We start from the raw sequence: 13,108 nt of genomic DNA on the forward strand, positions 1-13,108 counted from the left end.
GGTTCCCGCGTGCCCGTACTCTGTTAGAGCTATGACTTTGACCGAGACCCCGCAGCCCGCCCAGCGCCCCCTCCGTGTCCTGGCCGCCATGTCCGGCGGTGTGGACTCCGCCGTCGCCGCCGCCCGCGCCGCCGAAGCCGGACACGACGTGACGGGAGTGCACCTCGCGCTCTCCGCGAACCCGCAGTCGTTCCGCACGGGCGCGCGGGGCTGCTGCACCATCGAGGACTCGCGCGACGCCCGCCGCGCCGCGGACGTCATCGGCATCCCGTTCTACGTGTGGGACCTCGCCGAGCGGTTCCGCGAGGACGTGGTCGAGGACTTCGTCGCCGAGTACGAGGCGGGGCGTACCCCCAACCCGTGCCTGCGCTGCAACGAGAAGATCAAGTTCGCCGCGCTGCTCGACAAGGCCCTCGCCCTCGGCTTCGACGCGGTCGTCACCGGCCACTACGCCCAGGTGATCGTCCGCGAGGACGGCACGCGCGAGCTGCACCGCGCCTCGGACATGGCCAAGGACCAGAGCTACGTCCTCGGGGTCCTGGACGACCGTCAGCTCGCCCACGCGATGTTCCCCCTCGGTGACACGGTCACCACCAAGGAGGAGATCCGCGCGGAGGCCGAGCGCCGTGGCCTCGCCGTGGCGAAGAAGCCCGACAGCCACGACATCTGCTTCATCGCCGACGGCGACACCCAGGGCTTTCTCGCGGCCCGCCTCGGCAAGGCGGAGGGTGACATCGTCGACGAGTCCGGGACGGTCCTCGGCACCCACGAAGGGGCGTACGGCTACACCATCGGCCAGCGCAAGGGCCTGCGGATCGGCACCCCGGCCCCCGACGGCAAGCCGCGCTACGTCCTGGACATCTCCCCGGTGAACAACACCGTGACGGTCGGCCCGGCCGCCGCCCTGGACGTGACCGGCCTGACCGCCGTCAAGCCCCGCTGGTGCGGCGCGGCCCCCACCGGGCCCGGCACGTACACGGCGCAGCTGCGGGCCCACGGCGGCGAGACGGAGGTCACCGCCGAACTCGTCGACGGCACCCTGAACGTCTCCTTCACCGAGCCGGTCCGAGGCGTGGCCCCCGGCCAGGCGATCGTGCTGTACGACGGCACGCGCGTGGTGGGCTCGGCGACGATCGCGACCACGGAGCGGGCGACGGCGGGCGTCCAGAGCCGCGTCTCCGCCTAGGGCCTGTCTGACAATTCCCGTCTGCCTCGCGACGCCATGCACGCACTCTCGCCGCACCGGGCGCAGAGCCAAGTACATCCAGTACGAGGCCCTACGCCCGGCACGCCGAGAGCACGCACCTGACGCCGCGAGGCCGCCCTCCGGGCGACGACGGGAATTGTCAGACAGGCCCTAGTCCGCGACCCGGAGCACGATCTTGCCCCGCGTACGGCCCCGCTCGCCGTACGCATGCGCCTTCGCCGCCTCCTCCAGGGGCAGCACCGTGTCGACCTCGACGCGCAGCTTGCCGCCGCCCACCAGGTGCGCGATCTCCAGCAGGCCCGCGCGGTCCGGCTCGACCACGGTCCAGCCCGTGTGGATGCCGCGCTCCCGCGCGCGGGCGGGGTCCGGGAGGCCGCCGGGGTCGGGGAGGGTGACCAGGTGGCCGCCGGGGCGCAGGACCTCCACGGACCGTGTGCCGTACGCGCCGCCCACCCCGTCGAGGACGATGTCCACGTCGTCGATCGCCTCGGTGAAGTCCACGCGCGCGTAGTCGACGAGTTCGTCCGCGCCGAGGGCGCGCAGGAAGTCGTGCTTCTCGGTGCGGGCGGTCCCGATGACGTACGCCCCGTGCGCCTTGGCGATCTGTACGGCCAGGTGCCCCACGCCGCCGGCGGCCGCGTGGATCAGCACCCGCTGCCCGGCCCGCAGTCCGGCCGTCTCGACCAGCCCCTGCCAGGCGGTGAGCGCCGCGAGGGGCAGGGCGGCGGCCTCGACATGGCTGATGCCCGCGGGCTTGGGCGCGAAGCGCCGGGCGGGCGCGGCGAGGTACTCCGCGTAGCCGCCCGCCTGCTCCGGGAAGCGCGGCATGCCGAAGACCTCGTCGCCGGGGGCGTACAGCGTCACTCCGGGGCCCACTTCCTCGACGACGCCCGACACGTCGTAGCCGAGGATCGGGGTGTCGCCCCAGGTGCCGAAGGCGCCCTCCGCGCGGGTCTTCCAGTCGACGGGGTTGACGCCCGCCGCGTGCACCCGGACCAGGACCTCGGTGAGGCCGGGCTCGGGGCGGTCCACCTCCACGGGGACGAGGTTCTCCGGGGCGCCCCACGCGCGGGGGCTGATGGCACGCATCTTCATGGTCATCCTCTTGCATCCTCGTTCGAAAACGGTCCGAGACCCCAGAGTGCGGCGGGACCGCCGGTCACAGTGCTGGCAGTTTGGCCATGATGTGACAGGATTCGGCCATGGCTTCGAACGATGGACGACACCGGGTGGCGGTCCTCGCGCTGGACGGTGTGTACGCCTTCGAGCTGGGCATCCCACCGCGCATCTTCGGAGCCGCCGAGGACGCAGAGGGGCGTCCGCTCTACGACATCGTCGTCTGCACGGTGGACGGCGGACCGGTGCGGACCGACGCCGGATTCCGGATGACGGTCGAGCACGGTCCCGAGGCGCTCGCGGAGGCGGACACCGTGGTGGTCCCGCCGACGGAGCGGCTGTGCGGCGGCACGGAGGACGGCGTCCTGCCGCAACCGCTCGCCGCCGCGCTCGCCCGGGTGCGGCCCGGCACGCGCTGGGTGTCGTTCTGCACCGCCTCGTACGTCCTCGCCGCCGCGGGGCTGCTCGACGGGCGCCCCGCGACCACGCACTGGAAGGAGGCCGCCCACTTCCGGCGCACCTTCCCCCGGGTCGCGGTCGACGAGGACGTCCTCTTCGTGGACGACGGGGACGTCCTGACGGCGGCCGGCGTCGGCGCCGGCGTCGACCTCTGCCTGCACCTGCTGCGCCGCGACCACGGCAGCGCCGTCGCCCACCGCGTCGCCCGCTTCTGCGTGGTCCCGCCCTGGCGCGAGGGCGGGCAGGCGCAGTACATCGAGCGGCCCGTCCCCGAGCCCACGCTCGCCACGACGGCCGCCACGCGCGCGTGGGCGCTGGAAAGGCTCCACGAGCCGCTGCCGCTGGGCGAGCTGGCCGCCCACGCCCGCATGAGCCTGCGGACCTTCACACGCCGCTTCCAGGAAGAGGTCGGCATGCCTCCCGGCCGCTGGCTGACCGCCCAGCGCATCGAGCTGGCCCGCGGGCTCCTGGAGTCGAGCGACCTGCCCATCGACGTGGTCGCCCACCGGGCCGGGTTCGGCACCGGCAACTCCCTGCGCCAGCACATGCGTTCCGTGCTCGGCGTCTCACCGGCCGCCTACCGGAGGACGTTCGCCTCCGCCGCCCGGTGACTATCCCTGCTCTGCGGTGACCTCCGCGTCGTAGAAGCAGTAGTGGTCCTTGACGGCCGCCACCTCCGGCTTCGGCTCCCGGTAGGCCCACACCGCGTCCCGCGCGCCCGGCAGCGACCAGTAGGAGGCCGTGCCCTTGAAGGGGCAGCGCGTGGTGGTCTCGGACGGGGTCAGCAGGTCCGTGCGCACGTCCTCCGGGGGGAGGTAGTAGCGCACCGGGTAGCCCGTCTCGCGCAGCAGCAGCGGGCGGCTGCTCTCCGCCACCACCTGCCCCTCGTGCACCACCCGCACGTGGTCCGTGCCCCGCTCGACGGTGATCCGGTGTCCCTTTGTCATGACGTGCCCTCCTCGCCAGGTGCTGTCAGTGTCGGACCGTACCGTGGGCGCATGAACATCTGCGTCTTCCTCTCCGCCGCCGACCTAGACGACCGCTACACCCGCCCCGCACGGGAATTCGCCGAACTGCTCGGCAAAGGAGGGCACACCCTGGTGTGGGGCGGCTCCGAGAGCGGCCTGATGAAGGTCGTGGCGGACGGTGTGCACGAGGCGGGCGGGCGGCTCGTCGGGGTCTCCGTGGACTTCCTCGCCGCCAAGGCGAGGGTGGTCGCCGAGCCGCACGAAATGGTGATCGCCCGCGACCTCGCCGAGCGCAAGGCGCTGCTCCTGGAGAAGGCCGACGCGATCGTGATCATGGTCGGCGGCACCGGCACCCTTGACGAGGCCACCGAGATCCTGGAGCTGAAGAAGCACGGCAAGCACACCAAGCCGGTGGTCCTGCTGAACTCCGCGGGGTTCTACGACGGCCTCAAGGAGCAGTTCCGCCGCATGGAGGACGAGGGCTTCCTGCCCCTGCCCCTCACCGACCTGGTCTTCTTCGCCGAGGAGCCCGTCGGTGCACTGGCCTACCTGGAGGAATCACTGGGCACCCAGTGATGCGAGCATGGCGGGTATGGCAACACATGTGATCACCGGGGCCGGCTCCGGCATCGGAGCGGCCGTCGCCCGCCGCCTGCACGCACGCGGCGACGAACTCGTCCTCCACGCGCGCGACGCGGGCCGCGCCAAGGAGCTGGCCGCCCAGTTCCCCGGCGCGAGCACGCTCGTCGGCGACCTGTCCGACCCCGACAAGCTCTCCTGGGCCTTCGGGCACCAGTCGCTGCCCTCGCGCGTGGACTCGCTCCTGCACATCGCGGGCGTCGTCGACCTCGGACCGGTCGGCGAACTGACCCCCAAGTCCTGGCGCCACCAGCTCAACGTCAACCTCATCGCCCCCGCCGAGCTGACCCGCCACTTCCTGCCGCAACTGCGCCTCGCCGAGGGGCACGTGGTCTTCGTCAACTCGGGCGCCGGTCTGAACGCCCACGCCGACTGGTCCGCGTACGCCGCCTCCAAGCACGGCCTGAAGGCTCTCGCCGACTCCCTGCGCCAGGAGGAGCACGGCAACGGCGTACGGGTCACCTCGGTCTACCCCGGCCGCACGGCGAGCGCCATGCAGCTCAAGGTCCACCAGCAGGAGGGCAAGGAGTACGACCCCTCCCGCTTCATCGACCCCGAGTCGGTCGCCACGACGATCGTGATGGCCCTGGACCTGCCGCGCGACGCGGAGGTCAACGACCTGACGGTGCGGCCGGGCCGATGAGCGACACCTTCACCTGGGGCGCGGCGACCGGCGTCGGGTCCATGCCCGGCGGCGACGCCCGCGAGGCCGCGAAAACCGTCACCGGCAGCTTCGACGGACCGCAGGAGGGCATGCCCTACCTCGCCGAACTGCCCGCGCGCGGACCCGGCGCCGACATGATCGGCCGCACCGCCGGCCTCCTCGTCGACGTGTACGCGCGCGTGGAGCCCAGCGGCTGGCGCGTCGGCGACCGCCCCGGACGCGACACCAAGCGGGCCAGGGCCTGGCTCGGCGAGGACCTCGACGCCCTGGAGGAGTTCACCCAGGGGTACCAGGGCCCGCTGAAGGTCCAGGCCGTCGGCCCCTGGACGCTCGCCGCCGCCCTGGAGCTGCGCAACGGCGAGGCGGCGCTCTCCGACCCCGGCGCCTGCCGCGACCTCGCCGGATCGCTCGCCGAGGGCCTGCGCGAGCACCTCGCCGACGTGCGCCGCAGGGTGCCGGGCGCTCAGGTGGTGCTGCAACTCGACGAGCCCTCGCTCATCGCCGTGCTGCGCGGGCAGGTCAAGACGGCGAGCGAGTACCGCACCCACCGGGCCGTGGACCGCCAGGTCGTGGAGGACACCCTGCGGGCCGTCCTCGCCGTCCAGGGCGAGGGCCCGACGGTCGTCCACTCCTGCGCGCCGGACGTGCCCTTCGCGCTGCTGCGCCGCGCCGGCGCCCACGCGATCTCGTTCGACGCCTCACTCCTCACCGAGCGTGACGACGAGACGCTCGGCGAGGCAGTCGAGGGCGGCACGCAGCTCTTCGCCGGTGTCGTGCCGGGCGTGGACGGACGATTGTCGGACCCTGCCGGTAGCGTCATGGGTGTCAGGACGTTGTGGCGCAGGCTGGGGCTGAATCCGGGCTCGCTCGCGGAGTCGGTCGTGGTCACTCCGTCGTGCGGTCTCGCGGGGGCTTCTCCCGCGTACGCCCGCGCGGTGCTCGCCCACTGCGTCAAGGCGGCGAGATCGCTCGCAGACAACCCTGAGTAATTGGGTATGACGTAAACGGGAGGACTTTACGGTGGCTGTCGAACAGCAAGGCTCTGTGCCCGCCGAGGCACGGGATCACCATGCCCAGCTGGCCGAACAGATCGAGGAGCACCGCTTCCGGTACTACGTGAAGGACCAGCCCGTCGTCAGCGACGCCGAGTTCGACAAGCTCCTGCGTTCCCTCGAAGCCCTGGAGGAGGAGTATCCGGAGCTGCGGACGCCGGACTCGCCCACCCAGAAGGTCTCCGGTTCGTACGAGACGGAGTTCACGGCGGTCGAGCACCGCGAGCGCATGCTCTCGCTGGACAACGCCTTCGACGACGCCGAGCTGGCCGCCTGGGCCGACCGCGTGGCCAAGGACGTCGGTTCGCCGGGGTATCACTTCCTGTGCGAGCTGAAGGTCGACGGCCTCGCGGTCAACCTCACCTACGAGCACGGCAGGCTGACCCGCGCCGCCACCCGGGGCGACGGCCGCACCGGCGAGGACATCACGCCGAACGTCCGCACGATCGCCGAAATCCCGCAGCGCCTCAAGGGCGAGCGGGTCCCCGCCCTCGTGGAGATCCGCGGCGAGGTCTTCTTCCCGATGGAGAAGTTCGAGGAGCTGAACGCCCGCCTGGTCGAGGCGGGCGACAAGCCCTTCGCCAACCCGCGCAACGCGGCGGCGGGATCGCTGCGCCAGAAGGACCCGCGCGTCACCGCGACCCGCCCGCTGCACATGGTCGTGCACGGCATCGGCGCCCGCGAGGGCTTCGACATCGACTGCCTCAGCCACGCCTATGAACTGCTGCGCGCATGGGGCCTGCCCACCGCCAAGCACAACAAGGTCGTCGACGGCATCGAAGGCGTGCGGGACTTCATCGCGTACTTCGGCGAGAACCGCCACTCCGTGGAGCACGAGATCGACGGCGTCGTCGTCAAGCTCGACGAGATCCCGCTCCAGGGCCGCCTCGGCTCCACCTCGCGCGCCCCCCGCTGGGCGATCGCCTGGAAGTACGCGCCCGAGGAGGTCAACACCAAGCTCATCAATATCCGCGTGGGCGTCGGCCGCACCGGCCGCGTCACGCCGTACGCCCAGGTGGAGCCCGTCACCGTCGCCGGTTCCGAGGTCGAGTTCGCGACCCTGCACAACCAGGACGTGGTGAAGAAGAAGGGCGTCCTGATCGGCGACACCGTCGTCATCCGCAAGGCCGGTGACGTCATCCCGGAGATCCTCGGCCCCGTCGTCGACCTGCGGGACGGCACCGAGCGGGAGTTCGTGATGCCCGCCGAGTGCCCCGAGTGCGGCACGGGGCTGCGGCCCATGAAGGAGGGCGACATCGACCTCCGCTGCCCCAACGCCCAGACGTGCCCGGCCCAGTTGCGTGAACGTCTCTTCTACCTCGCCGGCCGCCGGTCCCTGGACATCGAGAACTTCGGCTATGTGGCGGCCGCCGCGCTGACCAGACCCCTGGAGCCCGCCGAGCCGCCCATCCTCGACGAGGGCGACATCTTCGACCTCAAGGTCGAGGAACTGCTCCCCATCAAGTCCTATGTCCTCGACCAGGATTCCGGCCTGCCCAAGCGCGACCCCAAGACCGGCGAGGAGAAGGTGGTCACCTTCTTCGCCAACCAGAAGGGCGAGGCGAAGAAGAACACCCTCGCCATGCTGGAGAACATCGCGGCGGCCAAGGAGCGCCCGCTCGCCCGCGTCCTGACCGGCCTCTCGATCCGGCACGTCGGCCCGGTGGCCGCAGAGGCGCTGGCCCGCGAGTTCCGCTCCATCGACCGCATCGATCAGGCCACCGAGGTGGAGCTGGCCACGACGGAGGGAGTGGGCCCGGTCATCGCGGCCTCCCTCAAACAGTGGTTCGCCGAGGAGTGGCACCGCGAGATCCTCCGCAAGTGGCGGGCGGCCGGGGTGCGCATGGAGGAGGAGTCGAGCGGCGAGGACGAGGGCCCGCGCCCCCTGGAGGGGCTCACGGTCGTCGTGACCGGAACACTGGAGCACTACACCCGGGATGGCGCGAAAGAGGCGCTCCAGACCCGGGGCGCGAAGGTGACCGGTTCCGTTTCGAAGAAGACGTCTTTCGTCGTCGTGGGGGACAACCCCGGTTCGAAGTACGACAAGGCGATGCAGGTGAAGGTTCCGGTTCTCAACGAGGAAGGCTTCGTCGTGCTGCTGGAACAAGGACCGGACGCGGCGCGGGAAGTCGCGCTTCCGACCGAGGAGTAGCGGTTGAAGGCCACCCGTTCAGCGCATACCAGATGCATACGGGTGGCCGGGTCGCATTCGGGCAACCGTGGTCGACCGCTGCCCGTGGAAGCCTTCTGCGGCCTACTGTTGAGGTGTGCGCCTGCCGTGCCCCGCTGCGAGTGGGGCATCTCCTGCTCACCAAGAGCCTGGAAGGGAGCATCCCCCACTCGGCACGAGTTCGGGAGCAGAGCATCCCCCTCGCTCATGGAGAGCGAGGGAACGGATTTTCGGGCGCGGCCGATTCCGGGCCGAGTCCGTAGGGCGTGGGCACCGCCGGCTGTGAGAGGGACGGGAATGGAACCGACCGAGAGCGCCGCCCCGGACTCACCGCTGCGCGCGCGCCGGTGGCACGCGCCGGGCACCTGGCTGCGCGGCCGCCGGACCGGACAGGCCGCCGATCAGGCCGCCCCCGGCGGGACTTCGGCCGGGGCGCTGAGCACGGCCATCGAACCCCGCGAGCGGGCCTGGACCGCCCCCGCCTCGGGGCGCGGCACGGAGAGCGCCGTGGCGATGGTGGGCGGCCCCGTCGAGCAGGACCCCCGCGACCCCTGGCCGCTGCTGCCCCTCGTGGTCGTCACGGCGGCCGCGATCCTGCTGGGCACCGGCTTCTTCCAGGCGTTCACGGGCCGGCACGCGCTGTTCCCCACCGGTGCCGCCGGCTGGTCCTTCGCCGTCCTCACCGGGCTCATCGTCAGTCACCTCGTCGCCCTCGGCCGGGACCGCTGGTGGGGCGGCACGGGCTCCGGCGGGGCGCTCACCGTCGCCGTCCTGCTGCTGTACGGCTGGGTGCCCGCCGGCATGGTCAGCCTCACCGTCGTCGTCCTGGTCGGCGCCGCGCGCCGACACCGCTGGCGCCAGGGCGTGCTGCACGGCGCGGTCGACATCCTCGGCATCGGCGCGGGCGCGCTCACCCTGGCCGCGTTCGGCACCGCGCCGACCGCCGAGTCGCCCTGGCTGCCCGAGACCTGGGACCTGTACACCGCCCCCAAGGTCGCCCTGGTCGCCGTCGCCTACCTCGTCGTCACCCGCGTCCTGCTCTGGTACGTCCACGCGCCGCGCACCGGAGCCCTGCCCACCGTCACCCGAACGGCCCTGGTGCGCCAGGGCCTCCTCGGCATCGCGCTGCTCGGCATCGCCCCGCTGATCTGCGTGGTGGCGATCTCCCTGCCGATCCTGCTGCCGCTCTTCGCGATCCCGCTGGTGGCGCTCGACTCCACTCTGTGGATCGCCCGCGCCCGCGCCGAGGAGCAGCTGAGGGACCCGCTCACCGGACTGCCCAACCGGCAGTGGCTGCTGGAGCGGACCTGGACGGCTCTGGACGACGCCGAGCGGATCGGGGCGCGTTCGGCCCTGATGCTGATCGACATGGACCGTTTCCGCTCGGTGAACGACACCCTCGGGCATCTCGCCGGTGACCGGCTGCTGCTGCAGATAGCGGACCGGCTGCGGCTCGCGCTGCCGCGCGGCGCGGAGGCGGCCCGGCTCGGCGGCGACGAGTTCGCCGTACTGCTCCCCATCGCCGACTCCACGACCTCCGCCACGCGCGTGGCCCGCCAGCTGGTCGCGGCCCTCGGCTCACCGCTCGACCTCGACGGCCTCACGCTGGTCCTGGAGGCCAGCGCGGGCCTCGCCGTCTTCCCCGACCACGCGCTCGACGCCGAAGGGCTGCTGCGGCGGGCGGACGTGGCGATGTACCAGGCCAAGCGGGACCGCACGGGCGTCGAGGTGTACGAGTCCAAGCGGGACTCCAACACCCCGGACCGCCTCGGCCTCCTGGGTGACCTGCGGCGGGCGCTGGACGCGGGCGACGTCGAACTGCACTACCAGCCCAAGGTCCGCTTCGACGGCAAGGTGGCCGGCCTCGAGGCCCTGGTGCGGTGGGTGCACCCCGAGCGCGGGAAGGTCCCGCCGGACGAGTTCATCGCCATCGCCGAGTCCTCCGGCCTCATGCCGCACCTCACGGAGTACGTCCTGGAGTCGGCCCTCGGCCAGGTGGCCAAGTGGCAAGCACAGGGCCTGAAGGTCCCCGTCGCCGTGAACGTCTCGCCGCGCGACGTCCACACCCCCGGCTTCGCGGGCTCGGTCGCGGCCCGCCTCGCCCGCCACGGGGTCCCGGCCGGGGCGCTGCAACTGGAGATAACCGAACACGTGCTCCTGGAGGACCCGCAGCGCGCCGCGGACACCCTCGCCGGGCTCACCGGCCACGGCGTCAAGATGTCCCTGGACGACTTCGGCACGGGCTACTCGTCCCTGGTCCACCTGCGGCGGCTGCCCGTCAGCGAGCTGAAGATCGACCGCTCCTTCGTGGCACGGCTCGCGGTGGACAACGAGGACGCGGAGATCGTCCGCTGCACCGTCGACCTCGCGCACTCCCTCGGCCTGCTCGTCGTCGCCGAGGGCGTCGAGGACGACGAGACGTGGGAGCGGCTGCGGGACCTCGGGTGCGACGCGGTGCAGGGGTGGCTGGTCGCCGCGGCGATGCCGCCCGAGGAGACGACGGCGTGGTTGCGGGCCCGGGGCTCGCGCGGCTGGCGCAGGCCCGCGGACGTCGCGGCCGAGGCCGAGGCGGCGGCGCTGGCCGAGGGCTCCGAGGTGGGGGAGTCGTCGGGCCACGTGGTGAAGTGACCGCCCGGCTCCGGCCCTGGCGACGCGGGACGCCGTGCGACGGAAGCGGTCCCTGGGCACGCGTGGCCCGGGCCGCCGGGCCCCCGCGGGGAAACCGTTTAACGGCCACACCACGCCGACCCATAGGATTGGGGTCACAACCCGCACACTCACCCCTGAGGATCGCCGCATGCCTGGCATCACGCGCGAGGAGGTCGCCCACCTCGCCCGCCTTGCACGTCTGGAGCTGAAGGCCGAGGAGCTCGACCACTTCGCCGGACAGCTCGACGACATCATCGGCGCGGTCGCCCGCGTCTCGGAGGTCGCCGACCAAGACGTACCGCCGACCTCGCACCCGCTGCCGCTGACGAACGTCATGCGCGCGGACGAGGTCCGTCCGTCGCTCACCCCCGAGCAGGCGCTCTCTGGCGCCCCGGCCCAGGAGCAGCAGCGTTTCAAGGTGCCGCAGATCCTGGGGGAGGACTAAGAACATGACGGACATCATCAAGCTCACCGCCGCCGAGATCGCGTCGAAGATCGCCTCCGGCGAGCTGACGGCCGTCGAGGTCACCGAGGCCCACCTGGCCCGCATCGACGCCGTCGACGAGAAGGTGAACGCCTTCCTGTACGTCGACCGCGAGGGCGCCCTCGCGCAGGCCCGCGCCGTCGACGAGAAGCGCGCCCGGGGCGAGAAGCTCGGCCCGCTGGCCGGCGTCCCCGTCGCGCTCAAGGACATCTTCACCACCGAGGGCATCCCGACCACGGTCGGCTCCAAGATCCTCGAGGGCTGGATTCCGCCGTACGACGCGACGGTCACCAAGAAGCTCAAGGCCGCCGACGTCGTCATCCTCGGCAAGACCAACATGGACGAGTTCGCCATGGGGTCCTCCACCGAGAACAGCGCCTACGGCCCGACCGGCAACCCCTGGGACCTCACCCGCATCCCCGGCGGCTCCGGTGGCGGTTCCGCCGCCGCCCTCGCCGCCTACGAGGCCCCCCTCACCCTCGGCACGGACACCGGCGGCTCCATCCGCCAGCCCGCTGCCGTCACCGGCACGGTCGGCGTCAAGCCCACCTACGGCGGCGTCTCCCGCTACGGCATGGTGGCCTTCTCCAGCTCCCTGGACCAGGGCGGCCCCTGCGCCCGCACCGTCCTCGACGCGGCGCTGCTGCACGAGGCCATCGCCGGCCACGACGAGCTGGACTCGACGTCCATCGACGCCCCGGTCCCGCCGGTCGTCGAGGCCGCGCGCAACGGCTCGGTCCAGGGCATGCGCGTCGGCGTCGTCAAGCAGTTCCGCGGCGAGGGCTACCAGGCCGGTGTCGTCCAGCGCTTCGACGAGTCCGTCGAGCTGCTGAAGTCGCTCGGCGCCGAGATCGTCGAGCTGGACTGCCCGACGTTCGACCTGGCGCTCTCCGCGTACTACCTGATCGCGCCCTCCGAGTGCTCCTCGAACCTCGCCCGGTTCGACGCCATGCGCTACGGCCTGCGCGTCGGCGACGACGGCACGAAGTCCGCCGAGGACGTCACCGCGCTCACCCGCGAGGCCGGCTTCGGCGACGAGGTCAAGCGCCGCATCATCCTCGGCACGTACGCGCTCAGCTCCGGCTACTACGACGCGTACTACGGCAGCGCCCAGAAGGTCCGCACGCTCATCACCCGTGAGTTCGAGGCGGCCTTCGAGCAGGTCGACGTGATCGTCTCCCCGACGACGCCGACCACCGCCTTCCCGATCGGCGAGCGCGCCGACGACCCGATGGCGATGTACCTGGCCGACCTGTGCACCATCCCGACCAACCTGGCGGGCAACTCCGCCATGTCGCTGCCCTGCGGTCTCGCACCGGAGGACGGCCTGCCCGTCGGACTTCAGATCATCGCCCCCGCCATGAAGGACGACCGCCTGTACAAGGTGGGAGCCGCCGTCGAGGCCGCCTTCGTGGAAAAGTGGGGGCACCCGCTGCTGGAGGAGGCACCGTCGCTGTGAGCGCTCTGAACAAGGCCAAGGGCTTCAAGAAGTCCAAGACCGGTACGTATCTGTCGATCGGCACCACCGCGTTCGGCGCGGTCTCCGTGCTCAAGCAGGCCAAGCTGGCCCGCCGCGAGAACGACACGCTCCGCCTCGTGGACGCCGTCGTCTCCGCTGCCGCCATCGCCACCGGCGTCGCGCTGCTCCTGCGGGAGCTCAAGCGCCTCGGCGACGACGACGTCCTGCTGGGCTGAGAGGG

12 protein-coding genes are annotated in these 13,108 nt (G+C 72.0%); 10 read left to right on the forward strand and 2 right to left on the reverse strand.

All coding sequences use genetic code 11. From position 1 onward, the window contains the following. The first annotated feature begins 37 nt into the window (after window positions 1-37). The gene (gene mnmA / locus J2N69_RS26125) at window positions 38-1,186 is read left to right on the forward strand and encodes a tRNA 2-thiouridine(34) synthase MnmA (RefSeq protein ID WP_230904879.1); all 1,149 of its coding nucleotides are present in this window, start codon (window positions 38-40) and stop codon (window positions 1,184-1,186) included. Window positions 1,187-1,357: 171 nt separating this feature from the next. On the opposite strand, the gene J2N69_RS26130 is transcribed toward mnmA, so the two are convergent. Further along, window positions 1,358-2,302, reverse strand: a complete 945-nt coding sequence (locus J2N69_RS26130) for an NADP-dependent oxidoreductase (protein WP_230904880.1) — start codon at window positions 2,300-2,302, stop codon at window positions 1,358-1,360. 107 nt (window positions 2,303-2,409) lie between these two features. On the opposite strand from J2N69_RS26130, the gene J2N69_RS26135 reads away from it, so the two are divergent. Then, window positions 2,410-3,393 (forward strand): GlxA family transcriptional regulator, encoded by a 984-nt coding sequence (locus tag J2N69_RS26135; RefSeq protein ID WP_230902901.1) that lies wholly within the window; start codon window positions 2,410-2,412, stop codon window positions 3,391-3,393. On the opposite strand, the gene J2N69_RS26140 is transcribed toward J2N69_RS26135, so the two are convergent. Then, window positions 3,394-3,729, reverse strand: a complete 336-nt coding sequence (locus J2N69_RS26140) for a DUF427 domain-containing protein (protein ID WP_230902902.1) — start codon at window positions 3,727-3,729, stop codon at window positions 3,394-3,396. It lies immediately after the preceding gene. A 51-nt stretch (window positions 3,730-3,780) separates the two neighbouring features. Between J2N69_RS26140 and J2N69_RS26145 the strand changes: the two genes are divergently transcribed. The 8 genes from J2N69_RS26145 (at window position 3,781) to J2N69_RS26180 (ending at window position 13,103) form a co-directional block, all read left to right on the forward strand. Next, entirely contained in the window at window positions 3,781-4,326 is a 546-nt protein-coding gene (locus J2N69_RS26145) for an LOG family protein (protein WP_230902903.1), read from the forward strand. Window positions 4,327-4,333: 7 nt separating this feature from the next. Then, on the forward strand, window positions 4,334-5,032 hold the full coding sequence (locus J2N69_RS26150) for an SDR family oxidoreductase (protein WP_230902904.1): 699 nt from the start codon (window positions 4,334-4,336) through the stop codon (window positions 5,030-5,032). Continuing rightward, window positions 5,029-6,042 carry a methionine synthase gene (locus J2N69_RS26155; protein WP_230902905.1) on the forward strand — a complete coding sequence of 338 codons (1,014 nt, stop codon included), beginning with the start codon at window positions 5,029-5,031 and terminating at the stop codon, window positions 6,040-6,042. The genes J2N69_RS26150 and J2N69_RS26155 overlap by 4 nt, the downstream gene beginning before the upstream one ends. Window positions 6,043-6,073: 31 nt before the next feature. Beyond that, window positions 6,074-8,257, forward strand: coding sequence for an NAD-dependent DNA ligase LigA (gene ligA / locus J2N69_RS26160; protein WP_230902906.1), 2,184 nt, complete (start codon window positions 6,074-6,076; stop codon window positions 8,255-8,257). Between the two features lie 531 nt (window positions 8,258-8,788). After that, window positions 8,789-10,903 carry a putative bifunctional diguanylate cyclase/phosphodiesterase gene (locus J2N69_RS26165; protein ID WP_408056917.1) on the forward strand — a complete coding sequence of 705 codons (2,115 nt, stop codon included), beginning with the start codon at window positions 8,789-8,791 and terminating at the stop codon, window positions 10,901-10,903. 169 nt (window positions 10,904-11,072) lie between these two features. Then, window positions 11,073-11,369, forward strand: a complete 297-nt coding sequence (gatC, locus tag J2N69_RS26170) for an Asp-tRNA(Asn)/Glu-tRNA(Gln) amidotransferase subunit GatC (RefSeq protein ID WP_010984178.1) — start codon at window positions 11,073-11,075, stop codon at window positions 11,367-11,369. Between the two features lie 4 nt (window positions 11,370-11,373). Further along, a complete protein-coding gene (gatA, locus tag J2N69_RS26175) occupies window positions 11,374-12,867 on the forward strand; it encodes an Asp-tRNA(Asn)/Glu-tRNA(Gln) amidotransferase subunit GatA (RefSeq protein WP_230902908.1) in 1,494 nt (497 codons plus the stop codon). Further along, a complete protein-coding gene (locus J2N69_RS26180; RefSeq protein WP_127909556.1) occupies window positions 12,864-13,103 on the forward strand; it encodes a hypothetical protein in 240 nt (79 codons plus the stop codon). The genes gatA and J2N69_RS26180 overlap by 4 nt, the downstream gene beginning before the upstream one ends. Window positions 13,104-13,108: the final 5 nt, after the last annotated feature.

The sequence above is a fragment of the Streptomyces huasconensis genome, assembly GCF_021028635.1.
GTDB classification, from domain to species: Bacteria; Actinomycetota; Actinomycetes; order Streptomycetales; family Streptomycetaceae; genus Streptomyces; species Streptomyces huasconensis.